Annotated in this window: 24 protein-coding genes, 1 tRNA gene and 1 riboswitch; of the genes, 18 read left to right on the forward strand and 7 right to left on the reverse strand. The window is 70.9% G+C overall.

Annotation, left to right across the window (positions count from 1 at the left end; all coding sequences use genetic code 11):
- Positions 1-2: 2 nt before the first annotated feature.
- Positions 3-76 (forward strand) — tRNA-Thr (locus FB471_RS21220).
- Positions 77-115: 39 nt separating this feature from the next.
- Here FB471_RS21220 and FB471_RS21225 read toward each other — a convergent pair.
- Positions 116-628, reverse strand: a complete 513-nt coding sequence (locus FB471_RS21225) for a hypothetical protein (RefSeq protein WP_142000158.1) — start codon at positions 626-628, stop codon at positions 116-118.
- Between the two features lie 103 nt (positions 629-731).
- Between FB471_RS21225 and FB471_RS21230 the strand changes: the two genes are divergently transcribed.
- Together FB471_RS21230 and FB471_RS21235 are read left to right on the forward strand one after the other, a co-directional pair.
- Positions 732-1,940 (forward strand): helix-turn-helix domain-containing protein, encoded by a 1,209-nt coding sequence (locus FB471_RS21230; RefSeq protein WP_142000159.1) that lies wholly within the window; start codon positions 732-734, stop codon positions 1,938-1,940.
- Entirely contained in the window at positions 1,937-2,896 is a 960-nt protein-coding gene (locus tag FB471_RS21235) for an NUDIX domain-containing protein (protein WP_142000160.1), read from the forward strand. Before FB471_RS21230 ends, FB471_RS21235 begins: the two co-directional genes overlap by 4 nt.
- A gap of 3 nt (positions 2,897-2,899) precedes the next feature.
- On the opposite strand, the gene FB471_RS21240 is transcribed toward FB471_RS21235, so the two are convergent.
- The 5 genes from FB471_RS21240 to FB471_RS21260 all read right to left on the reverse strand — a co-directional run bounded on the left by FB471_RS21240 (position 2,900) and on the right by FB471_RS21260 (position 6,790).
- Positions 2,900-3,622: a hypothetical protein gene (locus tag FB471_RS21240; RefSeq protein ID WP_142000161.1), complete on the reverse strand. Its 723-nt coding sequence runs from the start codon at positions 3,620-3,622 to the stop codon at positions 2,900-2,902.
- Positions 3,615-4,847, reverse strand: a complete 1,233-nt coding sequence (locus FB471_RS21245) for an RNA polymerase sigma factor (protein ID WP_142000162.1) — start codon at positions 4,845-4,847, stop codon at positions 3,615-3,617. The genes FB471_RS21240 and FB471_RS21245 overlap by 8 nt, the downstream gene beginning before the upstream one ends.
- Positions 4,844-5,239 carry a YciI family protein gene (locus FB471_RS21250; RefSeq protein WP_142000163.1) on the reverse strand — a complete coding sequence of 132 codons (396 nt, stop codon included), beginning with the start codon at positions 5,237-5,239 and terminating at the stop codon, positions 4,844-4,846. The genes FB471_RS21245 and FB471_RS21250 overlap by 4 nt, the downstream gene beginning before the upstream one ends.
- Positions 5,240-5,264: 25 nt before the next feature.
- Positions 5,265-5,648 carry a VOC family protein gene (locus tag FB471_RS21255; protein WP_142000164.1) on the reverse strand — a complete coding sequence of 128 codons (384 nt, stop codon included), beginning with the start codon at positions 5,646-5,648 and terminating at the stop codon, positions 5,265-5,267.
- Between the two features lie 149 nt (positions 5,649-5,797).
- On the reverse strand, positions 5,798-6,790 hold the full coding sequence (locus FB471_RS21260) for a trypsin-like serine protease (protein WP_142000165.1): 993 nt from the start codon (positions 6,788-6,790) through the stop codon (positions 5,798-5,800).
- A 188-nt stretch (positions 6,791-6,978) separates the two neighbouring features.
- Here FB471_RS21260 and FB471_RS21265 point away from each other — a divergent pair, with 188 nt between their 5' ends.
- The 3 genes from FB471_RS21265 (at position 6,979) to FB471_RS21275 (ending at position 9,493) form a co-directional block, all read left to right on the forward strand.
- On the forward strand, positions 6,979-7,506 hold the full coding sequence (locus FB471_RS21265; RefSeq protein WP_142000166.1) for a gamma carbonic anhydrase family protein: 528 nt from the start codon (positions 6,979-6,981) through the stop codon (positions 7,504-7,506).
- 176 nt (positions 7,507-7,682) lie between these two features.
- Positions 7,683-8,090 carry an uL11 family ribosomal protein gene (locus FB471_RS21270; protein WP_425457108.1) on the forward strand — a complete coding sequence of 136 codons (408 nt, stop codon included), beginning with the start codon at positions 7,683-7,685 and terminating at the stop codon, positions 8,088-8,090.
- A gap of 6 nt (positions 8,091-8,096) precedes the next feature.
- Positions 8,097-8,182: riboswitch (ZMP/ZTP riboswitch) on the forward strand.
- A 42-nt stretch (positions 8,183-8,224) separates the two neighbouring features.
- Entirely contained in the window at positions 8,225-9,493 is a 1,269-nt protein-coding gene (locus FB471_RS21275; protein ID WP_142000168.1) for a serine hydroxymethyltransferase, read from the forward strand.
- A 4-nt stretch (positions 9,494-9,497) separates the two neighbouring features.
- On the opposite strand, the gene FB471_RS21280 is transcribed toward FB471_RS21275, so the two are convergent.
- Positions 9,498-10,022, reverse strand: coding sequence for an inorganic diphosphatase (locus FB471_RS21280; protein WP_142000169.1), 525 nt, complete (start codon positions 10,020-10,022; stop codon positions 9,498-9,500).
- 159 nt (positions 10,023-10,181) lie between these two features.
- Here FB471_RS21280 and dacB point away from each other — a divergent pair, with 159 nt between their 5' ends.
- From dacB to folB, 12 genes are all read left to right on the forward strand, one after another.
- Positions 10,182-12,305, forward strand: a complete 2,124-nt coding sequence (gene dacB / locus FB471_RS21285; RefSeq protein WP_246076510.1) for a D-alanyl-D-alanine carboxypeptidase/D-alanyl-D-alanine endopeptidase — start codon at positions 10,182-10,184, stop codon at positions 12,303-12,305.
- A 75-nt stretch (positions 12,306-12,380) separates the two neighbouring features.
- A complete protein-coding gene (locus FB471_RS21290; protein ID WP_142002250.1) occupies positions 12,381-13,436 on the forward strand; it encodes a zinc-dependent metalloprotease in 1,056 nt (351 codons plus the stop codon).
- A complete protein-coding gene (gene tilS / locus FB471_RS21295) occupies positions 13,433-14,455 on the forward strand; it encodes a tRNA lysidine(34) synthetase TilS (protein WP_142000171.1) in 1,023 nt (340 codons plus the stop codon). The genes FB471_RS21290 and tilS overlap by 4 nt, the downstream gene beginning before the upstream one ends.
- A gap of 17 nt (positions 14,456-14,472) precedes the next feature.
- Positions 14,473-15,036 carry a hypoxanthine phosphoribosyltransferase gene (gene hpt / locus FB471_RS21300; protein WP_142000172.1) on the forward strand — a complete coding sequence of 188 codons (564 nt, stop codon included), beginning with the start codon at positions 14,473-14,475 and terminating at the stop codon, positions 15,034-15,036.
- A 306-nt stretch (positions 15,037-15,342) separates the two neighbouring features.
- Positions 15,343-15,717 (forward strand): hypothetical protein, encoded by a 375-nt coding sequence (locus FB471_RS21305; protein ID WP_142000173.1) that lies wholly within the window; start codon positions 15,343-15,345, stop codon positions 15,715-15,717.
- Between the two features lie 20 nt (positions 15,718-15,737).
- Positions 15,738-17,183 carry a hypothetical protein gene (locus tag FB471_RS21310; protein ID WP_246076511.1) on the forward strand — a complete coding sequence of 482 codons (1,446 nt, stop codon included), beginning with the start codon at positions 15,738-15,740 and terminating at the stop codon, positions 17,181-17,183.
- A gap of 3 nt (positions 17,184-17,186) precedes the next feature.
- A complete protein-coding gene (locus tag FB471_RS21315; RefSeq protein ID WP_142000174.1) occupies positions 17,187-17,975 on the forward strand; it encodes an ESX secretion-associated protein EspG in 789 nt (262 codons plus the stop codon).
- A 183-nt stretch (positions 17,976-18,158) separates the two neighbouring features.
- On the forward strand, positions 18,159-18,962 hold the full coding sequence (locus tag FB471_RS21320; RefSeq protein WP_142000175.1) for an ESX secretion-associated protein EspG: 804 nt from the start codon (positions 18,159-18,161) through the stop codon (positions 18,960-18,962).
- A 227-nt stretch (positions 18,963-19,189) separates the two neighbouring features.
- Entirely contained in the window at positions 19,190-21,712 is a 2,523-nt protein-coding gene (gene ftsH / locus FB471_RS21325) for an ATP-dependent zinc metalloprotease FtsH (RefSeq protein ID WP_142000176.1), read from the forward strand.
- Complete coding sequence (gene folE, locus FB471_RS21330; protein WP_142000177.1) at positions 21,651-22,343, forward strand: GTP cyclohydrolase I FolE; 693 nt, start codon at positions 21,651-21,653, stop codon at positions 22,341-22,343. Before ftsH ends, folE begins: the two co-directional genes overlap by 62 nt.
- Positions 22,340-23,200, forward strand: a complete 861-nt coding sequence (gene folP, locus FB471_RS21335) for a dihydropteroate synthase (protein WP_246076512.1) — start codon at positions 22,340-22,342, stop codon at positions 23,198-23,200. The genes folE and folP overlap by 4 nt, the downstream gene beginning before the upstream one ends.
- Positions 23,197-23,559 (forward strand): dihydroneopterin aldolase, encoded by a 363-nt coding sequence (gene folB / locus FB471_RS21340; RefSeq protein WP_142000178.1) that lies wholly within the window; start codon positions 23,197-23,199, stop codon positions 23,557-23,559. Before folP ends, folB begins: the two co-directional genes overlap by 4 nt.
- Positions 23,560-23,634 lie beyond the last annotated feature (75 nt).

Below are 23,634 nucleotides of genomic sequence, written 5' to 3' on the forward strand. Positions count from 1 at the left end.
CTGCCGCGTTAGCTCAGTCGGCCAGAGCGGTTCACTCGTAATGAACAGGTCAGGGGTTCGATTCCCCTACGCGGCTCGTAGCTCGCAAGGGGTCCGGATCACCCGGACCCCTTTCTCATGGATCGCTCAAGATTCCACGCGCGTTCCGTTCGTAGCACTCTCCGCAACGCGGCCACTTCTTTGGCGGTTGGCTGTCGCTGGTCCAGGCCAGCACGCCGCAGGTACTGAGCACGACGGTGCGGCCGTCCAGCGTCGCGGTGATGGGCCGTTCAGGTATCCGGTGCACCATGTGCTCGTCCCGCAACCCCAGCGCTGGTCCTCCGGGGTTTGCCGGGATGGGCGGTGCGCGATGCGGCAGGGGTCGCGAGGCGGCACGTGACTCGCCGCCCCTCGTGGATGCCTGGTGCAGGCAGCCTGTACAGGGGAGACCCGCGAACGCGGGCAGCGCCTCGGCCGCGGGTACGGACAGCCTGATGCCGCAGTAGGCCACCGCCATTCCACCGGTAGCCGTGCTCAGCGGGACGACGTGGACCGCGCGGTCCCGCTCGCCCCTCGCGTAGTCGGATCGAAGGCGTAGCAAGACCACGGGTTCGCCGCCCGGGGCGTTGACCTGCTGTTTCGGTGTCATCGTGGCTGACGCTAGCGGCCACGGCAGGTGATCAGTTGTACAGTTTGTGTAACTGGGTCACTGCGTCGGCGGATATACCGGTCCGCACACGACAAGGTGGGTAATGACTGAAGAAACATCCGACATAGGACGGCGCGTCCGGTACTGGCGTCGGCGCCGCAACCTCGACCGTAAACGATTCGCCGATATGGTCGGACGCTCGACCTCATGGCTGGACAAGATCGAGAACGGCGAGCGCAGCCTGCTCCGGTTGCCGATGCTCGAACGGGTCGCCGAGGCGTTGTCCGTCGACCCGAGTGCGCTCACCGACGGGGATACCCCGGACGTCCGGTGCACGGACGCCGTCGAGGTCGAGGCGATCAAGAAGGCCCTCGGCCGGTATCCAATGCTTACCCCAGGCTCGGGCGGCGGCGTGGTGCCGGCCGACGTACATCGGCAACTGCGATACGCAGGGTACGCCTGGCTCGCTTCCCATCTCGCCACTGTCGGCCAAGTGCTGCCGCGACTGCTTATCGATGCGCAAGCAGTCGCCAGCCAGGCAGCGGAGGCGGACCGCGCACACGCGCATCGCGCACTTGTGATGGCGTATCGGCTTGCCTGCTCGATGTTGCTGAAACACGACGCCACGGACATCGCCTGGCTAGCCGCCGATCGGGCCATGCATGCCGCCCGGTGCGGCGACGACACCATCGCGCTGGCGCGCGCCACCCGTAGCGTCGCGCGCGCCATGAGTCACGTCGGCCAGTTCGACGAGTCCGTGGCTGCGGCGACTGGCATGGCAGATCTTCTGCGGCCATACCTGGGCAACGGCGATGCGGACACGGTGCCCTTGTTCGGAATGCTGCTGCTCTCAGCGGAAATCACCGCCTCGAGGCAGGGCAACGGGTCGCTGGCCGGCGACCTGCATCAGGAGGCGGTCTCCGCCACCGGCAGACTCGCACCAGAGCATCGAGACCACCACACGGTGTTTGGTCCCGCCAATGTCCAGGTACACCGGGTGTCCGCGCTCGTACGGCTCAGGGAAGGGAAGCACGCCATCCGCTATGCCGACACGATCGAGCCCTCGCTGATCGCTTGTCTCCCATCCGAGCGGCAGTCGAACTACCTACTCGATCTCACCGATGCCTATACCCAGACCGGCAGCTACCGGAACGCGCTTCGCGTGCTCATCCAAGCCGATCAACTCGCCCCGCAAGAAGTCCGTTGCCGACCGTTGGCCCGGCGGCTCATCAGCGGGTTGCTGTTGACCAATCCCGGCGGAGCGGACGCCGGTCTCCGTCGAATCGCGCACAAGGCAGGGGTAAACGCGTGACTGCCGACAACCGTTCGAAGGTTCTCTACACGGTGATCTGCGGGGCAGGACCCGCTGGGCGCATCGAAACATTCGTCACCCTCGCCAATGAGCGAGGCTGGGAGGTGTGCTGCATCGCCACGCCCGCTGCGATGACGCACTTCCTCGACCTGTCAGACCTTCGGGAACTCACCGGACATCAGGTGCGCCACGACTATCGACGGGAAGGCGATGAATCGTTTCCCCGCGCTGACGCCGTTGCCGTTGTGCCCGCGACCTACAACACCATCAACAAATGGGCAGCAGGTATTACCGACACGTATGCACTGAACGTGCTGGCCGAACTCACCGGACTCGGCATACCCATCGCAGTGCTTCCGTTCGTCAACACCGCTCTCGCCGCCAACCGGGTCCTCGATCGCAGCGTCGACGAGTTGCGTCGTTCCGGCATCACCGTCCTGTATGGTCCGTCGGGCTTCCGGCCCCACCCGCCGCGTACCGGAGGCACCGCTCTCGACCGGTACCCGTGGCACCTCGCTTTGGACGCGCTGGAGATTCGGCTGCCCCCTGTCGCCGCCGCGGTCATCGTCGAGAACGCGAAAGTCCTGTTGGTCCGGCGGCTGGTGCAGGAGGGAAGCCTTTCCTGGCAGTTCCCAGCAGGGGAAATCGAGGCAGGTGAATCGGCAGCCGAAGCGGCCGTCCGCGAGGTTCGGGAGGAGACCGGCCTGAGCGTGATCGAATCCCAGGTTCTCGGTGAACGGGTTCATCCGAGCACCGGCCGCACCATGATCTACGTGGCTTGCGAAGTCGTGTCCGGAACGGCGCGGGTGGAGGAGAGCGAGGAGATCGCGGAGGTCGAATGGCTCGAGCGCGGACAACTCGGCGAGTATGTACCACACGGCTTCTACGAACCGGTTCAAGCGCACCTGGACGTTCTGCTCGCGATGAACGCCGATGACTCGCAGCGTTCGTCGTGAGGCTCAGTTCGGGATCGGTTCCCGCGCGGTCCGGGTCACGTCGGCGACGAGCTCGACGATGTCCGGCCCGTACGCCTCCGAGTTGATGACCTTCAGCAGCAGGCAGAACGAGTCGTCGCGGTACTTGCGGGCGAGCCGACGGTGGTGCCGGGCAAGGTAGCGGGTCGCAGCCTGGTTGGTGATGGCGACCTGGCCGCAGAACAGGAACACCGGCCGAGCCTCCCGCTCGACGGAAAGCCGGGCCAGGATGACGTACTCCACGGCGCCCTTCTCCAGGTGATAGCGCTCCGTGCCGATCTGGAAGACGCACTGGTCGGCGGGTCCCTCGGGATCCAGGCCGGTGTTCACCGCGACACCCGGCAGCAGGGCACGCAGGTGCGCGGCCATCCGGTGGTTGGAGACGGGCCCGCCGACGCAGAACTCGGCCTGCCGGCCGAGGCCCTGGCGCACCAGGTCATGCGCCACGATCCGGGCCTGCGCGCCGCAGTCCTTGATCAGTGCGGACAGCTCGAGCAGGGTGAACACGTCGTAGCGGTCTACCGCGTCCTCCCTTCCCGCGTGCCGGTTGACCACGAGCAACGCGTCGGAGCCGCGCGGGAGGCCGAGAAAACGCTGCTTGCGGCGCAGCGTGCGCCGCAAGAGAAACGCACGGGTGAACCAGCCGATGGCGGCGCTGATACCCGCCGCCAGCACGCCCAGTGCGACCTCGAGCACGTCCTCAGTCACGGGCGCGCATCGTAGCCGCCGCGCGGTCCAGCAGGTAGCGCTGCTCGGGCAGGCTGGTGGTCAGCCGCGCGGCCCGTTCGTAGCAGGATCGGGCGACCGTGCGCTCGCCCGCCAGCTCCAGCAGGTGCGCCCGTACCGCGTGCAGTCGGTGATGCCCGGACAGCCGCTCGTCGGTGTCCAAGCCCTCGAGCAGCGCGAGCCCGGCCTGGGGGCCGCGCACCTTGGCCACCGCCACCGCATGGTTCAGCGTGACCATCGGGTTCGGCGCGAGGCGCATCAGTATCCGGTACAGCCCGATGATCTGCGCCCAGTCGGTGTTCTCGGCGCGGGCGGCCTCCGCGTGCACCGCCGCGATCGCCGCCTGCACCTGGTAGGGCCCGAGTTCGGCCTCGGCCAGTGCGCGGGTGATCAGGCCGCAACCCTCCTCGATGGAATCTCGGTTCCACCGGCCGCGGTCCTGCTCCTCGAGCGGGACCAGCCCGCCGTCCGGCCGGGTGCGTGCCGCGCGGCGCGCGTCCACCAGCAGCATGAGCGCGAGCAGGCCGGTCACCTCGCCGTCCTCGGGCAGCAGGCCACGGACGGTCCTGGTGAGCCGGATGGCCTCGGCGGTCAGCTCGCCGCGGTACAGCTCGGGCCCCGAGCTGGCGGTGTAGCCCTCGTTGAAGATCAGGTACAGCACGTGCAGCACGTTGCGCAGCCGATCCGCCCGTTCCGCGGCGGGCGGTGGCCGGAACCGTGCGCCCGCCGCCCTGATCCGCTGCTTTGCCCTGCTGATGCGTTGACCCATGGTGGCTTCCGGCACGAGGAAGGCCCTGGCGATCTCCGCCGTGGTCAGCCCGCCGACCGCGCGCAGGGTGAGCGCGATCTGCGCGGGCGGGGTCAGCGCGGGATGGCAGCACAGCATCAGCAGCGTGAGTGTGTCGTCCTCGCCGGGCGGCTCGGCGCGGAGCTCGTCCGGCGGGGTCAGTGCCGCCACCTTCTCCTGCCGCTGCCTGCTGGCCCGCTCGCTGCGCAGCTGGTCGGTCAGCCTGCGCGAGGCGACCCTGATCAGCCAGCCGACCGGGCTGTCCGGCACGCCCCGCTCCGGCCACCGCGTCGCCGCCGCGAGCAATGCCTCCTGCACCGCGTCCTCCGCGGCCTCGAAATGCCCGTAGTGCCGCACGAGCGCGGCGAGGACCTGCGGCGCCGTGCGGCGCAGCAGGCCATCGACCTCGCCGGTACTCACATTTCCTGACCGGAGGTTTCCATGATCGGGCGCACCTCGATCCCGGCGAACCGGGCGTCCGGGAACCGTTCCGCGATCTCGGCCGCCCGCTCCGGGCTCTCGCAGTCGACCACGAAGTACCCCGCCAGCTGTTCCTTCGCCTCCGCGTAGGGCCCGTCCGTGGTCACCGGGAGACCGTCGCGCACCCGCACGGTCCGCGTGTGCACGGGGTCGGCGAGCGCCGTGCCCGCGATGAGCTCCCCGGACTCGGTGATCTCCTTGTCCAGCGCCTCCGCTTGCTCGGAGAGCGCGGCCTGCTCGTCCTCCGGTAGCGCCTGGAACTCCGGTGTCCGCTCGAAGATCGGGTGTCCCCAGCTCTTCGGGTTGCTGTAGATCAGGATCAGGTACTTCATCTCGTTCCTCCCGCTGCCGTGCCGGTCACGCCGGTCCCGCGACGCCGATCAGATTGCCCTCCGGATCGGTGAAATGCCCGACCACCAGGCCGCCGCTCGGTGCGTGCGCCGGGCCCATCCGGCGGGACCCGCCCAGGGCCTCCGCCCTGCGCAGCGCGGCCTCCACCTCGGGGACACCGACATAGAACAGCACTTGCCGCCGGTAACCGGTGCCGCCGCCGACCCCGCCGTTGATGCCGCCCGCACCGGTCGTGCCGCCGTCCACGAACCCGTAGTTGCCCGGCTCGGAGACCTCCTCGACAACGGCGTCGCCGATGCCGAAGTCCCAGCCGAACAGCTCGGCGTAGTAGCGGCGCAGCCGCGCGGGGTCGGTCCCGATGATCTCGAAATGCACCACTGGATGTTCCATGATCAGCCCTTTCCGCGCCGACCGCTCGGCGCCTCGCGGCGGAGGTCGGAGCGCGGTGGCCGGTTTCGACATTCCTGGCGAGGAACGTCCGAACGAACTTGGGCCCTCCCGCGCGGGGAGGGCCCAAGTGGTGGTTCGGTTACCGGGGATCAGCAGGGGCCGAGGTCCTCCCACACGGCCCAGGAGGTCGGGTCGCCCGGCTCGGCGCCACCCGGGTACCAGATCGCCTCCCACCGGTGGCCGTTGTGCGCCACCACGTCGCCGATCCGGTAGGAGTCCCCGGCCTGCCAGGCGGGAACGCCCTCGCAGCCTTCCGGCGGCGGGTTGTCGTCATCGTCGTCGTCGCCAACGACACCGTTGATCCAGGACCGGTAGGCGGGCACCTTCATGTAGATCGCCGGGGCCTGCCCGCAGGTCGGCTGGCCACGGCCGGCCCTGCTGGTCGCGCCGGTCAGCCGCCACTCGCCGCCTTCTTGTACGACCGACGGCCCGCCGGAGTCCCCGTAGCAGGCGCCCGCACGGGGCACGCCACCAAGGCACAGCTCGGTGTTCGGGTCGAAGTTGGCGGTGCAACCGGAGGCCTGCACCGACACGTCGATCTCCATCAGGTCGCGCGAGGCGCCGCAGCCGCCGCGGGTCGCGCAGGTCTGGCCGAAGCCGATCAGCCTGGTCTCGGTGCCCGCGCTGGTACCGGCGTCGGCGATGTCGATCGGCGTCTGGCCCACCGACTGGGACAGCTGCACCAGCGCGATGTCGCCGGAGCCCGGCACGACCCGGGAGGTACCGACCAGGGTGCCGCCGGAGTCGTACCTGGTGCTGCCCACCCGTACCTGGAAGCCGCCGGGCGACTGACCCTGGATGCAGTGCTTCGCGGTCACGACCCAGTCGGACCTGATCAGCGAGCCGCCGCAGAAGTGCCGGCCCGAGGACTGCAACGAGGCCATGAAGTCATACGTCTGGCTGGCGCGCCGGCCACCGACGATATAGGGGGAGACATCGCCGCCGCCCTCCGCCGAGGCCGCGACGGGCGCGGTGTCGGGGGTGGACTCGGGTGCCGCCGTCGCCGATTGCGCCGTGCTCAGCATCAACCCGGCCGAAGCCAGCAGGACGCCTGCGCCGAGTCCGATCTTGCGGAGCCGCATGGGCTGTCGCTCCTTTCCACGAGCTGTGCAGGGGAGGATCAGGAGCTCCTTGATCACCGAGCCGGTTCCGGTGGCCGGCCCGGACAAACTATGACCCGCCGTGCCCGCGCACCGTCATCCTTACGGGGGATCAATCGCGGTTATCCCCGGAGATCGCGTGCCGGATCGGCCGGCCGTAGGGTTGCCGCATGCCGATGTTTTCCTTCGAGGGCGTCAGCCCCACCGTGCACCCGGACGCCTGGATCGCGCCGACGGCGACGCTGGTCGGCGACGTCGTCGTGGAGAAGGGCGCATCCATCTGGTACGGAGCCGTGCTCAGGGCCGACTTCGGCCGCATCGTGGTCCGGGAGGGCGCCAACGTCCAGGACAACTCGGTGGTGCACGTGAACGCGGGCAACGAGACCGAGATCGGCAAGAACGCCACCGTCGGCCACCAGTGCCTCGTGCACGACTGCACGGTGGGGGAGCAGGCACTGATCGGCAACGGTTCCACGGTGCTGGACCAGGCCGAGATCGGCACCCGAGCGCTGGTCGCGGCCGGTGCCACGGTGACCCCGAACCTGGTGGTTCCGGCGGAACACATCGCCATGGGCAGCCCGGCGAAGAAGCACGTGCCGCTGACCGACTCGGCCCGGGTGTGGGTGGAGCACAACGCCGCCGTCTACCAGCAACTCGCCAGGCGCCATGCCGAGGGGATCGAGCCGGTCGGCGACTGAGCCGGACTTTTCGAGTTGAGTCTCCAGTAGCTGGAGACCTTAGCGTTCCCGGTCGTCACGTAGATGGGACGACCGAAGGGGACGCCGTGTCACCGAACAAGCCACCGAGCCAACAACCGAGCCAACAACCCAACAAGCCACCGAAGAAGGCCAGGAAGCTCAGCTTCCAGGCCACGCTGGAACTCACCGCCGGGGACGCGCCGGTGGTGGATCTCGGCAAGATGCTCGGCCAGACCGGGGTGAACCTGGTCGAGGTCAAGCGGGCCTACGACGCCGCGACCGCGAACCAGCGTGGTGACGTCGTCCCGGCCGTGGTCTCGGTGTTCGAGGACCGTTCGTTCGACCTGCGCCTGAAGACCCCGCCGACCGCGTTCCTCATCCGCAAGGCGCTGGGTGGCAGGGGTTCCTCCCGGCCGGGGCACGAGGGCGCGGGGACGTTGAGCGCGGAGCAACTGCGGGAGATCGCCGAGCGCAAGCTGCCCGACCTGAACACCGGCGACCTGGACGCGGCGATGCGGACCATCGCGGGTACGGCGCGGTCGATGGGCGTCACGGTGCAGCCACCGGCGCCGCGGGTGCACTAGGATCGAGGTCGTCCGAGCGACTGGCGCCGCCTGAGGTGGAGCACCACCGGGGAGCTTTCGATCGGCAGGCACCGCGCGCCTGGGTGTCCCGCCGCGAGCAGGGAGCCGAACCGCTCCCTGTCAGGAGTAGGACCATGACGCACCAGCCAGGTATGTCCGCACTGACCGCCGCCGACCCGGAGATCGCCGGTCTCGTCGAGCGGGAGGCACGTCGCCAGCACGACAAGATCCGGCTGATCGCCTCGGAGAACTACGTATCCGAGGCGGTGCTCGAGGCCACCGGGACCGTACTGACCAACAAGTACTCCGAGGGCTACCCCGGCCGGCGCTACTACGAGGGCCAGCAGGTCATCGACCAGGTGGAACGGCTGGCCGTGCAGCGGGCGAAGGCGCTGTTCGGGGCCGAGCACGCCAACGTCCAGCCGTACTCCGGCTCGCCGGCGAACCTGGCGGCGTACCTGGCCTTCGCCAAGCCGGGGGACACCGTGCTCGGGATGGCGCTGCCGGACGGCGGGCACCTGACGCACGGCTGGAGCGTCTCGGCGACCGGCAAGTGGTTCGACCCGGTCCGGTACGGCGTCCGCAAGGAGACCGGCCGGGTCGACCTCGACCAGGTCCGCGACCTGGCCCGGCGGCACCGGCCGACGTTGATCTTCGCGGGTGGCACCGCCATCCCGCGCACCATCGACTTCCCCGCTTTCGCCGAGATCGCCCGCGAGGTGGGGGCGGTGCTGGTGGCCGATATCGCGCATATCGCGGGCCTGGTAGCGGGTGGGGCGCATCCCTCGCCGGTCGGGTACGCCCCGGTGATCACCACCACCACGCACAAGACGCTGCGTGGCCCGCGTGGCGCGATGATCCTGGCCGACGCCGAGCACGGCAAGGCCATCGACAAGGCGGTGTTCCCCGGACTGCAGGGCGGGCCGCACAACCACACCACCGCGGCGATCGCGGTGGCGCTGGGCGAGGCGGCCACCCCGGAGTTCCGGGACTACGCGCATGCCGTGGTCGACAACGCGAGGGCGCTGGCCGAGGCGCTGCTGGAGCGCGGTTTCGACCTGGTGTCCGGCGGCACCGACAACCACCTGCTGCTGGTCGACCTCACCGGTAAGGGGATCGGCGGCAAGCCCGCGGCCCAGGCGCTGGACCGGGCGGGTGTCGAGCTGAACTACAACACCGTCCCGTTCGACCCGCGCAAGCCCTTCGATCCCTCCGGAATCCGGCTGGGTACCTCCTCCATCACCACCCGTGGCCTGCGGCCGGAGCACCAGCCGCGGCTGGCGGAGTGGATCGACCGCGCGGTCACCGCCGCGGCGAGCGGGGATGAGCAGGCCCTCGAGCGGATCGCCGCCGAGGTCCATGAGTTGCTGGCCGCCTACCCCATGCCCGGCTACCGCGCGTAAGGGGTCAGCTGGTTTCGGGGGTCTCGGCGGCTTCGGCGAGCTCGGCCAGGCGCGTGGACTCGCGCTCGTAGGAGCGCTTGATCTCGTTCTCGGCCTCGGTGCGGCTCGCCCAGTTCGAGCCCTCGACGCTCTTGGCCGGCTCGAGGTCCTTGTAGACCTGGAAGAAGTGCTCGATCTCGAGCTTGTGGAACTCGTTGAGGTGGTGGATGTCGCGCAGGTGCTCCAGCCGCGGGTCATCCGAGGGCACGGCGATCACCTTGTCGTCAGGGCCCTTCTCGTCGGTCATCCGGAACATCCCGATCGCCCGCGCGCGGATCAGGCAGCCGGGGAAGGTCGGTTCCTGCACCAGGACCATGACGTCGAGCGGGTCACCATCCTGACCGAGGGTGTCGTCGATGAACCCGTAGTCCGCCGGGTACTGGGTGGCCGTGAACAGGGTGCGGTCCAGCTTGATCCGCCCCGTCTTGTGGTCCACCTCGTACTTGTTCCGTTCCCCCTTGGGGATTTCGATCGTGACGTCGAACTCCACGCCGTCCTCGCTGATCTTGTCTGTTATCGCCGCGGCCGGGCGGCTGACCGGTTCCCTTACTTGACATCACTAGTGTGGACCATGCGCCGCCGCCGGTCCGCATGGCCGCCTGTGACCTCGGCCCCGCCGGCACGGTGCCGAAGCGATGGAGGAGGGTGCGTGCCGGAGAACGAAACGGCTGGTGCAGGCCAGGAACCGGCCTGGCCGTCGGCCGACCGTGACGAGTCGGCCGACGGCAACGAGCAGTCGACCAACGAACTGCCCGTGCCGAAGGTCACGCGGGACGAACCGCAGACCGTGTGGGTACGGCAACCGGTGCCCGAGCCCGACGCCGGGGAGCCCACCGAGCACGCCCGCGTACCGGAATGGCCACCGCAGGTCCGTGCGGAGCAAGCACCGGCACGTGCCGAGCACACACGCGAGCCGGGGTGGCCGACGCAACATCCGGAGCCGCCCGCCCGGCCGGCCGAGCAGAGTACCCAGCCGGTGCGGCGCCCGGAACAACCGCAGCCACAGCAGCCCTCACCACAGCAGCCGCAGCAGCCCGCGCCGCAGCAGCCGCAGCAGGGGCAGCCCGCGCCGCCGTCGCGGCAGGTGCCGGAGATCCGGCAGGCGGGCGTGCCTGCCCGGCCGATGCGGATCGAGCCGACCGGGGAGATGCGGCCCGCCCCGGCCACCACCGGTGAGCAACGGCCGGCGGCGCCGCAGCACCCCCAGCGCCCGCCGCAGGCTCCGCCACCCCAGCAGCCGCGGGCGGCACCGGCCCAGCAAACCCAGCAAACCCAGCAGGCCCAGCAACCGCCACCCCCGGTCGAGCCGCCGGCCGCCGACCAGACCACGCGGGCCGAACCCGAGGCGGCGGCAGCCGAACCCGACCACGTCGCCGAGTCGCAGGCCCCGCCGAAACGCAAACGCCGCGGCCTGCTGGTCGGTGGCGTGGCCGCGCTGCTCGTGGTCGCGGTCGGGGTGGCCATGGCGTTGCCCTACGTGTCCAACCGGCTCGGCCTGCCCTGGGCGCCGAACGCGCCGCGCGCCTCGGCCCCGGAGCCGGTGGCGGTCAACAGGTCGCTGCACGGGCCCGACACCGCGGCACCGGCACCGACCCCGGAGGGGGTGGCCGCGGCGCTGCAAGGCCCCGCGAGCAGCCCCGCGCTCGGCGACTTCACCGGCCGGGTGCTGGACCCGGCGACCGGAACCGTGCTGTGGGAGAGCTCGCCGAACGAGGTACGCGTCCCCGCCTCCACCACCAAGCTGCTCGCCGCCGCGGCGGCGCTGCTCGCGGTGGACCACGGCAAGCAGCTGACCACCAAGGTGGTGGCAGGCGACCAGCCGGGCACCGTGGTGCTGGTCGCGGGCGGGGACGTCACGTTGACCGGGCTGCCGGAGGGCCAGGACCCGATCTACCGCGGCGCCGCCCACCTCGACGAGCTGGTCGCGCAGGTCAAGCAGGCCGGGACCCCGGTCGAGCGGGTGCGGCTGGACCTGTCCGCCTTCACCGGCCCCGAGGAGGCGCAGGGGTGGGCCCCGGAGGACGTGCCGTCCACCTTCATGTCCGCGGCGCAGCCCGCGATGCTCGATGGCGGGCGCGGCGAGCCCACCGGGATGAAATCCGTGCGCGTGTCCGATCCGGCGGGCGAGCTCGCCCAGCGGCTGGCCGGGGAGCTGGGCGCGAGCGTCGGCGAGCCGACCACCGCGCCGCAAGGGGCGACGGTGCTCGGCGAGGTGCGTTCCGCGCCGCTGACCGAGCTGGTCGACCAGATGCTGACCCTGTCCGACAACCTCCTCGCCGAGGTGATCGCCAGGCAGACGGCCGTCGCCACCGGCGAGGAGCCCTCCTTCTCCGGCGCCGCTCGGGCCACGATCGACGTGCTCGCCGAGAACGGCTTCGACGTCGAAGGGCTCGAGCTCTCCGACGGCAGCGGGCTGTCGGTGCGCAACCGGGTGTCCGCGACCCTGCTGAGCGAGCTGCTCGCGGTGGCCGCGGCACCGGACGACTCCGATCCGCGGACGGCGCAGCTGCGGCCGCTGCTGGGCGGGCTACCGGTAGCGGGCGCCAGCGGCACTCTTGCCGGCCGCTACGACGGGCCTGCCGAGAAGGGCAAGGGCTGGGTGCGGGCCAAGACCGGCACCCTTTCCGAGGTGAACACGCTGGCCGGGGTGGTGCTCGACGCCGATGGCAGGGTGCTGGTGTTCGCGCTGATGTCCGGGGGCTCCGCGCTGAGACCGGCGCAGGCCGCACTGGACGAGGTGGCCGCGGCACTGCGCGAGTGCGGATGTCGGTGACCGGGCGAGCCGGTGCGACGGGCGGGTAGCGTCGGAGAGGTGAGTCAGCCAACACGCCAGGAGAGCAAGCACAGCATGGGCGGCAAGGACGGCACGGCCGCCGTCGTCGACTGGTCCCTCGCCGCGTCGACCGGTGCCCGGCTGGTGCGCGGCGGGCCCTCGGTGCCGCGGGCCGAGGCCGAGCTGACCGTGCACGAACTGCGTGAGCTCACCATCGAGGCGGAGTCGCACGTCCGGCGGCTCACCGGGCTCGGCGACCAGCTTCCGCTGCGTCCCGGCACCGTGGTGGACCGGCCGGGCTGGATCAGGTCCGCGGCCGCCGGGCTGGAGGAACTGACCGGGCGGGCACTGCCGGGCGAGGAACGCCGCATGTTCGGTCCGCTGCTCGCGGGCGGCGCCGGGGTGCAGACCGGCGTGCTGCTGGCCTTCCTCGGCGCGCGGGTGCTCGGCCAGTACGACCCCTTCGGCGGGCCGGACAAGTCCGGGCAGCTGGTGCTGGTCGCGCCGAACGTGCTGACCGCGCAGCAGGCCCTGAACGTGGACGGCCGCGACTTCCGGATGTGGGTCTGCCTGCACGAGTGCACCCACCGGCTGCAGTTCACCGCGGTGGACTGGCTGCGCGACTACTTCGCCGACGAGGTGTCCCGGCTGGTCGGCGGGCTCGCCGACAGCGACGGCCTCGGCAGCATGTTGAGCAGGCTGCCGGACACCCTGCGCGAGGCGCGGCGCGGCGGCTCGGACGGCTCGACCGGGTTCGCCGAGCTGGTCTCCTCGCCGGACCAGCGTGAGGTCTTCGACAAGCTGCTGGCGCTGTCCACCCTGCTGGAGGGACACGCCGACTACGTGATGGACGCGGTGGGCCCGGCGGTGGTGCCCAGCGTGTCCACCATCCGCAAGCGGTTCACCGCCCGGCGCAGGGGCGGCGGGCTCTTCGACCGGTTGCTGCGCAGCCTGCTCGGGGTGGACGCCAAGATCCGCCAGTACGCGCGCGGAGCCGCGTTCACCCGCGAAGTGGTGGATGCGGTGGGCATGAGCGGCTTCAACGCCGTGTGGACCTCGCCGAACACCCTGCCGACCCGGGCGGAGATCGGTGATCCGCAGGCCTGGGTGCGCCGCGTGCACGGCCGGTGACGGGCGACGGTCCCGGTCCCGCGGTCGCCGCGGTCCGGCGGGCGGTACGGGAGTTCCTCGCCGACCCGGGACGGTCGGAGTACCTGGACCACGGTGAGCTGGGGGTCGCGGTCTCCGGTGGCGCCGACTCCCTCGCACTCGCCGAGGCGGCCGCGCACGCCGGCCGCCGGCTGGGCCTGCGGGTCCGCGCGCTGGTGGTCGATCACGGCCTGCAGGAGGGTTCGGCAGCGGTGGCGGCCACCGCTGCCGAGACGGCCCGCACCCTCGGCGTCGACCACGCCGAGGTGCACACCGTCCAGGTGCACGGCCCCGGCGGGCCGGAGGCCGCGGCCCGCAAGGCCAGGTACCGGGCACTGCGCACCGAGGCCGCGCTGCCCGCGGGTGTGCTGGTATTGCTCGGGCACACCAGGGACGACCAGGCCGAGACGGTGCTGCTCGGCTTCGGCCGTGGCTCGGGGCCGAGGTCGGTGGCCGGGATGCGGCCGCTGGACCCGCCGTGGGCCCGCCCCCTGCTGGACCTGCCGCGCTCGGTGACCCGCGCGGCCTGCGCGGAGCTCGGCGTGCGGCCATGGGACGACCCGCACAACGAGGACACCCGCTACACCAGGGTCCGGCTGCGCACCGAGGTGCTGCCACTACTGGAGGAGGTGCTCAACGGCGGGGTCGCGGCCGCGCTGGGCCGGACGGCGACCCAGCTGCGCGAGGACTGCGCCGCGCTCGACCAGCTCGGTGCGGAACTGCTCGACCGCGCGCTCAGGGGAGCGGAGCTGGAGGTCGCCGAGCTGCTGCCCGCCCCGGCCGCGCTGCGCAGGCGGGCGCTGCGGAGCTGGCTGCTGGACGCCGGCGCCCCTGAGCTGACCGACGCCCACCTGCGTGCGGTGGACGCGCTGATCGGCGACTGGCGGGGGCAGGGCGGGGTCTGGCTGCCGGGGAGGCTCGAGGCCAGCAGGCGGCGCGGCAGGCTCCGGGTAGATTCGCCATCCGGCAGAAACCATGAAGCCATCCGGCGGAAACCATGAACAGAGGGGATGGACTCGTGTACGAAGGCGATATCGCCTCCGTGCTCGTCACCGAGCAACAGATCAAGGACAAGATCGCCGAGCTCGCCGAGCAGGTCGCGGCGGACTACCCGGACGCGGACAGCGAATCCGGTGGCAACGACCTCCTGCTCGTTGGCGTGCTCAAGGGCGCTGTGATGTTCATGACCGATTTCGCCAGGGCGCTGCCGGTGCCCGCTCAGCTCGAGTTCATGGCGGTGTCCTCCTACGGCTCCGCCACCTCGTCCTCCGGCGTGGTGCGCATCCTGAAGGACCTCGACCGGGACATCGCGGGCAGGCAGGTGCTGATCGTGGAGGACATCGTGGACTCCGGCCTGACCCTTTCCTGGCTGCTGCGTAACCTGGCCAGCCGCAACCCCGCCTCGCTCCAGGTGTGTTCGCTGCTGCGCAAGCCGGACGCGGTGAAGGTGGAGGTGCCGGTGAAATACATCGGGTTCGACATCCCCAACGAGTTCGTGGTCGGCTATGGCCTCGACTTCGCGGAGCGTTACCGGGACCTGCCGTATATCGGCACCTTGGATCCGAAGGTTTACTCTTCGTAGTCGCCGCCGCGAGCTGGGCGAACTTCCGGTGAACTCGTTGCGCGAAGTGGCCGGAATCCGGAACGCTGATCTCCCGGAGCGCGTCATACCGGCACGGTCGGTGCGTTAACCTATGCGAAGACCGTGCGGGAGGGTTATCTCAGAACGACCCAGCGACCGCGGGCCGCCAGGCCCGTGCGAGCGGTCGTTGCAGTTCCAGTAGTGGTGACGCACGTTACGGACCTGAATAACCCGACATGTGAATAGGACACAGGTTCCAGCCGCGTGCCGACGCGGCGCCGCTGTAGGGGACAGGGAGACACTGGAATGGGCAACAGCAGCTTTGCGGACGCGGCGGCGTTCCGTAACGCGGCGGTCACCGGTCAGGTCGGCGTCGATCCCGATGCCGCACAGGCGGTGCTGAACAAGCTCCGGGCGGGCAAGGACACGGTGGAGAACCTGTTGCTCGACGCGGGGCACAGCCTCAGCCACCGGCCGCAGTTGGGGTCGAACGAGGTCGCCGAGGCCATGTCCGAGAAGGTCTCCGAGCGGGCCGCCGGTGGCGAGCGGGATTCCTACGCGCAGGCCCTGCGCAACCTCTACCAGCAGTACGACCAGGCCGAGCGGGCGATCACCACGGCGATGAGCCGGTACGAGGAGATCGACGAGGCCAGCGCCGACCCGTTCCTCGGGCGCGCGTGAGACCAGGGGGCGAGCCAGCGATGGACGGAACACAGGGACAGCAGCCGGTGGAGCAGGCCCAGCCGGCGCAGCCGATCGAGCAGCAGCCCGTGGGTACCGAGCAGCAGCCCGTGCACGGCGGAACGGCCGCCGGCTCGACCGGCGGCGGCAACGCGGTGCGGCTCGGCGACAACTCGGAGACCTCGCAGATCGTCGAGCACGCCAGGGGCAGGCAGGACGGCTTCGAGTACGGCGCGGACCGGGCGATCGGCAGCCCGCCGAACTGGCCGGGGCGGACCAGCCAGCAGCTCTACCACGCCGGGACGGTGAACAACCGCCCGGACACGGCCCAGTCCCTCGCGCACTCCTGGACGCGCCACGGCTCGGCGCTCGACCAGGTCGCGACCGAGTTGTACACGGCGATCTCCGAGCTCGGTGCGGCCTGGATCGGCCAGGGCGCCGGCGCCGCGCAGGGCACGCTGGTGGCCATCGCCAACTCCAGCGCGCAGGCCGGTGAGGCCGCGCGGGTGATGGGCGACCGGATGCAGCAGCAGGCCGCGGCCGCGGAAGAGGTGAAGAAGATGCCGCCCGCCGTCGAGCACGACCCCGGTGCGGCCATGAGCGAGAAGGTCCAGCAGGGCCCGGCGGAGCTGGTCAAGGACGCCAAGCCGGACGACGAGGCCGCGAAGGCCGTCAAGGCGGAACAGATCCGCTTCCTCGAGGCATACACCAAGGCGATGTCCGACGTGGACGACTCCACGCCGAGCTTCGCCCCGGAGTCGATCGGCCTGAAGCCGATGAGCCCGGACACCGGCGGCGATGTCGGCCCGGTCGGCGGCTTCGCCGGCCCGGGTGGGCTGCCGGGCCACACCGGCGCGGGCGTGCCCGGTGCGGCCATCGCCGGTGGCCACGTGGCCGCGGCCGGTTCGGTGGACAGCAGCGTCGGCAGCTCCGGCTACGCGGCGGGCGGGGCCCCGGTCGGCGGCCAGTCCCTCGGGGCGGGCTCGGCGATGGGCTCCGCGGCCCCGGCGGCCTCCGGCTCCGGCGCCCCGGCCGGCGCGGGCGCCGGTCTCGGTGCCGCGGCAGTCGGCGGCGGCGTCGGTTTCGCCGGCGCCAGGGCGCTCGGCCAGGGCAACCGGAGTGGGAGCAAGCAGCAGTCGGACCGGGACCGGTCCGAGGAGACCGGCGAGACCGAGGCCTCGCTCAACCAGGGCCAGGGCTCCAGCGCCGCGGCGATCGCCCCGCAGCAGAACCAGGGCGTCGTCTCCTCCGGTGGCACCATCGGCGGTGGCGCCCACCCGCCCGCGGCCGGTGCGCCGATGGGCGGCGGCATGGGTGGCATGCGGGGTGGCCAGCAACAGCAAGAAGAGGAACACACCCACGCTTCCTTCCTGATCGAGCCCGATCCGGACGACGCGTTCGGCGCGAACGAGGCGACCCCGCCGCCGGTGATCGGCGCCTGGGCCAACGAAGCCGAAGAGAGGTAGCAGGTGGCGGAGCTGCTCACTCCGCTTGAGCTCGACTTCCTCTGGGAGTCACTCGGGGCGGGCGAATTGCCCTACCCGCTGGAGGTGCGTTCGCATGGCGAGACCATGGACGAGCGCGCTTCCCTCCGTAAGCAGGTGCTCACGGAGCTGGGCAGACGGGGCGTCCTGGACGACTCGGGCAGGCCCGACCCGCGGTTCGAGGACTGGGTGAGCCTGCTCTCCGGTGCGGAGGTGAGCCTGGACGCGGTGCACGTCAGCGCGCCGCACGCGGACGCCGTCCGCGCGGTCGCCGCCGCCCTCGGCAGCCATGGCCTGCTCGCCGTGCAGGACGGCCGCGGGCTGCACCTGCAGTCGGTGCCCGCGGACGGGCTCGCCAGCGCGATGATCGGCATCCTGCCCGCCGCTCGCCGCGGTACCGAGAAGTCCATCACCGTTCCGCTCGAGCAACTGGTCACCGGGGCGGGTGCCGACTTCATGCAGCGGCGGCAACCGAGTGCGGACGGGTACGCCGCCGCGGACGAGGACCGCAAAGCACTGGCCAGGTTGCACGCCCAGCCCCGGTTGCGGGGTGGCCAGATCGGGGCGAACGCGCGTAACCGGCTCGGCGGCCGGGCGCGGACACCCGTGCTGAGCTGGTTCGACACCGAGGTGGGCCGATACCTCACCCAAGCAAGCCGGGGCCGGGACGGTCGCGAGTGGATCACCATCGCGCCCGCCGACGCGGCCGCGCTGCGGCAGCGGCTGAACGAGATGCTGTCCGGGGCGGTCAGCTCAGCGGCGGCCTCGTACTAGCGGTATCCGGTCGTACCGGCGGTCCTGCCGGGTTGCCTCGCCCGCGCCAGTGGCTACTCTTGGGTAGGGAGTGTGCCGGTAGATACCAATCCGATCGAAAGTAGCCGATCTGTGCAGGTCGACTGCCCAGCTCGGTCCAGCTACTTTCGATCTCCTTGGCAAATACGTGAACCGGGGAGAAGAGTGAACCGTCCGGAGTTCTTCACACCGTTGTCCTTCGACTTCCTCTGGGAGGCGGGCGGGCTCGGCGAACCGCCGTACCCGCTCGAGGTGACCTCGCACGGCGCCACCGAGGCGGAGCGCGGGCTGTTGCGGCAGCGTGCGGACAACGAACTGCGGGCCCGCGGGATCCGGGACTCCGGCGGGCGGCTGGATCCGGAGGTGGAGGACTGGCTCACCCTGCTGGCCCGACCCGCGCTCAGCATCGACGCCGTGCACATCCCCGAGCTGCGGGCGAATCCGGTCGCGGCGCTGGCGGCCTCGGACGGCAGGAACGGCGTGCTGGCCGTGCAGGACGCGGACGGTATCTGGATCCGGTCCGTCTACCCGGAAGGGCTGGCCTCGGCCGTGGTGGACCTGCTGCCCGCGGCCGGCCGCGGCACTGAGGCCTCGGTCACCCTGCCCGTGGACGAGGCGGTCCGGATCGCCCCGTCGCGCACGCCGGTCACCGCGCCGGCCGGGTCGACCGGTGGCAGCGGGCGCAGGACGGGCCTCGCCGACCGGCAGACCGACTCCCGGCAGGCCTACGCCCAGCTCACCGGCCAGGCCCGGATCCGGGGCGGTCAGCTCGCGGCGAACAGCCGGAGTCCACTGGGTGGGAAGCGGCGCTCCCCCGTGCTCGGCTGGTTCGATACCTCGACCGGCCGTTACCTCAGCCTCGCCAAGTCCGGTGCGGACCGCAGGGAATGGGTGACGGTGTCGCCTGCCGACACGAAGACCCTGCGTACCAGGCTGGGCGAGATGCTCGCGGAGATCAGCGACCGCTAGGTGCGGTGGCCGGTTGCCCAGGGATATTGAGTACTGGAGCACCGGGTGGGAACATCTGCCAGGCACCGACCGTTGACCTGCGGGAGGCTCGCCCGGTCGTCACGAAGCTGGGCGGTACCCTGGTGAGACGGATGCCTCCGTGCACCATGTAGTTGTCAACACCGTGACGGCGGATGCCACATCTACCGCCTAACCAGGGAGGGTCGAGGCCACCACGGCCGAGTCGAATGGACCGCAAGCGCCTGCTCAAGAACCCACTGCTGTGGATAGTCGCGGTTCTGCTGCTCTATTTCGCATTCAGCACGATCTTCGACGGTGATCGCGACTACACCGAGATCCCCACGTCGCAAGCGATGGAGCAGATCCGAAGTGGGAATGTCGAAGAGGCGACCCTCGAGGACAAGGAGCAGCAGCTCAAGCTGACCCTGGCCAACGGCATCGAGAACGATGGCCAGCAGGTCAGCAAGGTGCTGACCAAGTTCCCCACTGCCGGCGGCACCGATATCTACCGCGGGCTGCTCAACGCCGAGGCCGCGGGTGGCGGAGATCTCAAGTTCAGCACCACGGTCACCCAGCAGTCCTTCCTGACCCAGATGCTCATCTACATGATTCCGCTCGGCATTCTGCTGTTGCTGCTCATGTGGATGATGAACAACGCGCAGGGCGGCGGAAACCGGGTACTCAACTTCGGCAAGTCCAAGGCCAAGCAGCTGAACAAGGACATGCCCAAGACCACGTTCACCGACGTGGCGGGCGCCGACGAGGCCGTGGAAGAGCTGCACGAGATCAAGGACTTCCTGCAGAACCCGGCGCGCTACCAGTCGCTCGGCGCGAAGATCCCGAAGGGCGTGCTGCTATACGGGCCGCCGGGCACCGGTAAGACGCTGCTGGCCCGCGCGGTCGCCGGCGAGGCCGGGGTGCCGTTCTACACGATCTCCGGTTCGGACTTCGTCGAGATGTTCGTCGGCGTCGGTGCCTCCCGGGTCCGCGACCTGTTCGAGCAGGCCAAGCAGAACGCGCCGTGCATCATCTTCGTGGACGAGATCGACGCGGTCGGCCGCCAGCGCGGCGCCGGCCTCGGCGGTGGGCACGACGAGCGCGAGCAGACCCTGAACCAGCTGCTGGTCGAGATGGACGGCTTCGACTCCCGTGGTGGGATCATCCTGATCGCGGCCACCAACCGGCCGGACATCCTGGACCCCGCGCTGCTGCGGCCCGGCCGGTTCGACCGGCAGATCCCGGTGTCCGCGCCCGACATGAGCGGCCGCAAGCAGATCCTCGAGGTGCACTCCAAGGGCAAGCCGCTCGCGCAGGACGCCGATATGCACGCGCTGGCCAAGCGCACCGTCGGAATGTCCGGCGCCGACCTGGCCAACGTGATCAACGAGGCCGCGCTGCTCACCGCGCGCCAGCACGGGCACGTGATCACCGACTCGGCACTCGAGGAGTCGGTGGACAGGGTGATCGGCGGCCCGGCCCGCAAGAGCCGGATCATCTCCGAGAAGGAGAAGAAGATCACCGCCTACCACGAGGGCGGGCACGCGCTCGCGGCGTGGGCGATGCCGGACATCGAGCCGGTCTACAAGCTGACCATCCTGCCGCGCGGCCGGACGGGTGGGCACGCCTTGCTTGTGCCCGAGGACGACAAGGACCTGATGACCCGCTCGGAGATGATCGGACGCCTGGTGTTCGCCATGGGCGGCCGCACGGCGGAGGAGCTCGTCTTCCACGAGCCGACCACCGGTGCCTCCGGGGACATCGAGCAGGCGACGAAGATCGCCAAGTCGATGGTGACCGAGTACGGCATGAGCGCGCGGCTGGGCGCCGTGAAGTACGGCCAGGAGCAGGGTGACCCGTTCGTCGGTCGCTCGGCGGGCCGTCAGCCGGACTACTCGCTCGAGGTCGCGCACGAGATCGACGAAGAGGTCCGCAAACTCATCGAGACCGCGCACACCGAGGCCTGGGAGGTGCTGAACACCTACCGGGATGTGCTCGACGAGCTGGTGATCGAGCTGCTGGAGAAGGAGACCCTGCAGCGCAGGGACCTGGAACGGATCTTCGCCTCGGTGCAGAAGCGGCCGCACATCACCGTGTTCAACGAGTTCGGCGAGCGCAAGCCCTCGAACAAGCCGCCGATCAAGACCCCCGGCGAGCTGGCGATGGAGCGCGGCGAGCCGTGGCCTCCGCCCAGGCCCGAGGAGGAGCCCGCGGAGCCGGCGCCGACCCCGGTGGCCACCGCGCCCGGCGCCGGTGACCTGCCCGGCGGCGTCCCGCCCGGGCAGGCCCAGCCCGGCGGCCAGGAGGCGGGCAGCCCGAATCCCAACCCGAACCCGTATGCGCCGCCGCCTCCTGGGGGGTACCCGAACGGGGCCCGTCCCGCAGGTGGTCCGAACGGCACCGGCAACGGTGGTTGGCCGCAGCCGTACGGCCAGGGCCAGCCGCAGGGTGGCCAGGGGGGTCCGCCGAACTACGGCGCCCCGCCCGGATGGACCCCGGCGACCTCGCCCAGCGGCCGGCCGAGCCAGCCGTGGCGGTCGAACGTGCCGACCCCGCCCTACCAGCAGCAACCCCAGCAGCCTCAGCAGCCGCAACAACCCCAGCAGCAGCCGCAGCAGGGCCAGTGGCAGGGCGAGGGCCAGTGGCAGCATGGTGGCCGGTACGGCGGTGCGCAGCCGCCCGAGGAGACCCATGGGGAGGGTCAGCACCGACGCGGTAACCCCGACGACCCGGACGGTCATCATCGCCAGTGAGTCCCCGAACAACGTTCGGCCGGTATTCGACGAGGTGGGCCCGGAACGTGCCAACGGCCGGGTCTTCGATCAGGTGCGGGCCGAGAACGCGATCCGTGAGCTCCTGATCGCCTGCGGTGAGGACCCGGAGCGGGAGGGCCTTCGGGAGACGCCCGCCCGGGTCGCCCGCGCCTACCAGGAGATGTTCGCCGGGCTCTACGACGACCCCGACCGGGTACTGGACCGCACCTTCGCGGAGAGCCACGAGGAGATGGTGCTGGTCAGCGACATCCCGATGTACTCGACCTGCGAGCACCATCTGGTGCCGTTCCACGGGGTGGCGCATGTCGGCTACATCCCGAACGGGCACGGCAACGTCACCGGCCTTTCCAAACTGGCCCGGTTGGTGGACCTGTACGCCAAGCGGCCGCAGGTACAGGAGCGGCTGACCTCGCAGATCGCCGACGCCCTCGACCGCAGGTTGAAGCCGCGCGGGGTGATCGTGGTGGTCGAGGCAGAGCATCTGTGCATGTCGATGCGGGGTATCCGCAAGCCGGGGGCCCGGACCACCACCTCGGCCGTCCGCGGGCTGCTGCAGACCTCCGCCTCCTCCAGGGCGGAGGCGCTGGATCTGATCAAGGGCCGACGGTGAGCGCCGCGCGCGCACGGCATCCCGCCCTGCCCGATCCCGGCCGCTGCGTCGTGATAGGTGTGTTGAACGTCACTCCGGACTCGTTCTCCGACGGTGGCCGCTACCTCGGCGTGGACGGCGCGCTGGCGCACGCGCACGCCATGTGGGAGCGCGGAGCCGACCTGATCGACGTGGGTGGCGAGTCCACCCGGCCGGGTGCGGACCGGGTGGCCGCGGAGACCGAGATCGAGCGGGTGCTCCCGGTGATCCGGACCCTGGCCGAGGACGGCATCGCGCTGTCGGTGGACACCACGAGGGCCACGGTCGCCGAGGCCGCCCTCCGGGCGGGGGCCCGGATCGTCAACGACGTCTCCGGCGGGCTCGCCGACCCCGATATGGCCAGGATGGTCGCCGAATCCGGGGCGCCGTGGGTGCTGATGCACTGGCGCGGTCACAGCAAGGACATGACCTCGCTGGCGACCTACACCGACCCGGTCGCCGAGGTCCGTGCCGAGCTCGGCGACCGGGTGGAGGCCGCGCTCGCCGCGGGGGTGCGACCGGAGGCGTTGGTACTGGACCCCGGGATCGGGTTCGCCAAGCGGGCCGAGCACGACTGGGCACTGCTGCACCGCATGGACGTGCTGCTGGACCTCGGCTTCCCGGTGCTGGTCGGGGCCTCCCGCAAACGGTTCCTCGGCCGCCTGCTCGCCGATCCGGATGGCCACCCGCGCCCGGCCGCCGGTCGCGAGGACGCCACCGCGGCGATGTCCGCACTGGCCGCCGCCGCCGGTGCCTGGGGGGTGCGGGTGCACGAGGTCGGTGCCTCGCTGGACGCCGTGTCGGTGGCCGCGGCCTGGGGCAAGGGAACCCCGGAGTGACCGACCGGATCACCCTGACCGGGCTGCGGGTGTTCGGCAGGCACGGCGTGTTCGAGCACGAGCGCAGGGACGGTCAGGAGTTCGTGCTGGACATCACGGCCTGGCTGGACCTGGGCCCGGCCGCGGCCTCCGACGACCTCGCCGACACGCTGAACTACGGCGAACTCGCCGAGCGAGCCGCCGCGATCCTCGGTGGCGAGCCCCGCGACCTGATCGAGACCGTGGCCGGCCGGATCGCCGAGGACGTGCTGACCGACCGCAGGCTGCGGTCGGTCGAGGTCACCGTGCACAAACCGGCCGCCCCGATCCCGCTGACCTTCGCGGACGTCGCGGTCACCGTGTACCGCTCCCGCCCCTGATCAGCCCGCGTGTTTGCCGCCCACGTACGCGTGTTGGCCCCCCACGCGGGTGAGTTTGCCGCCCACGCGGGTGAG

It is taken from the genome of Amycolatopsis cihanbeyliensis, assembly GCF_006715045.1.
In the GTDB taxonomy this organism is placed as follows: Bacteria; Actinomycetota; Actinomycetes; order Mycobacteriales; family Pseudonocardiaceae; genus Amycolatopsis; species Amycolatopsis cihanbeyliensis.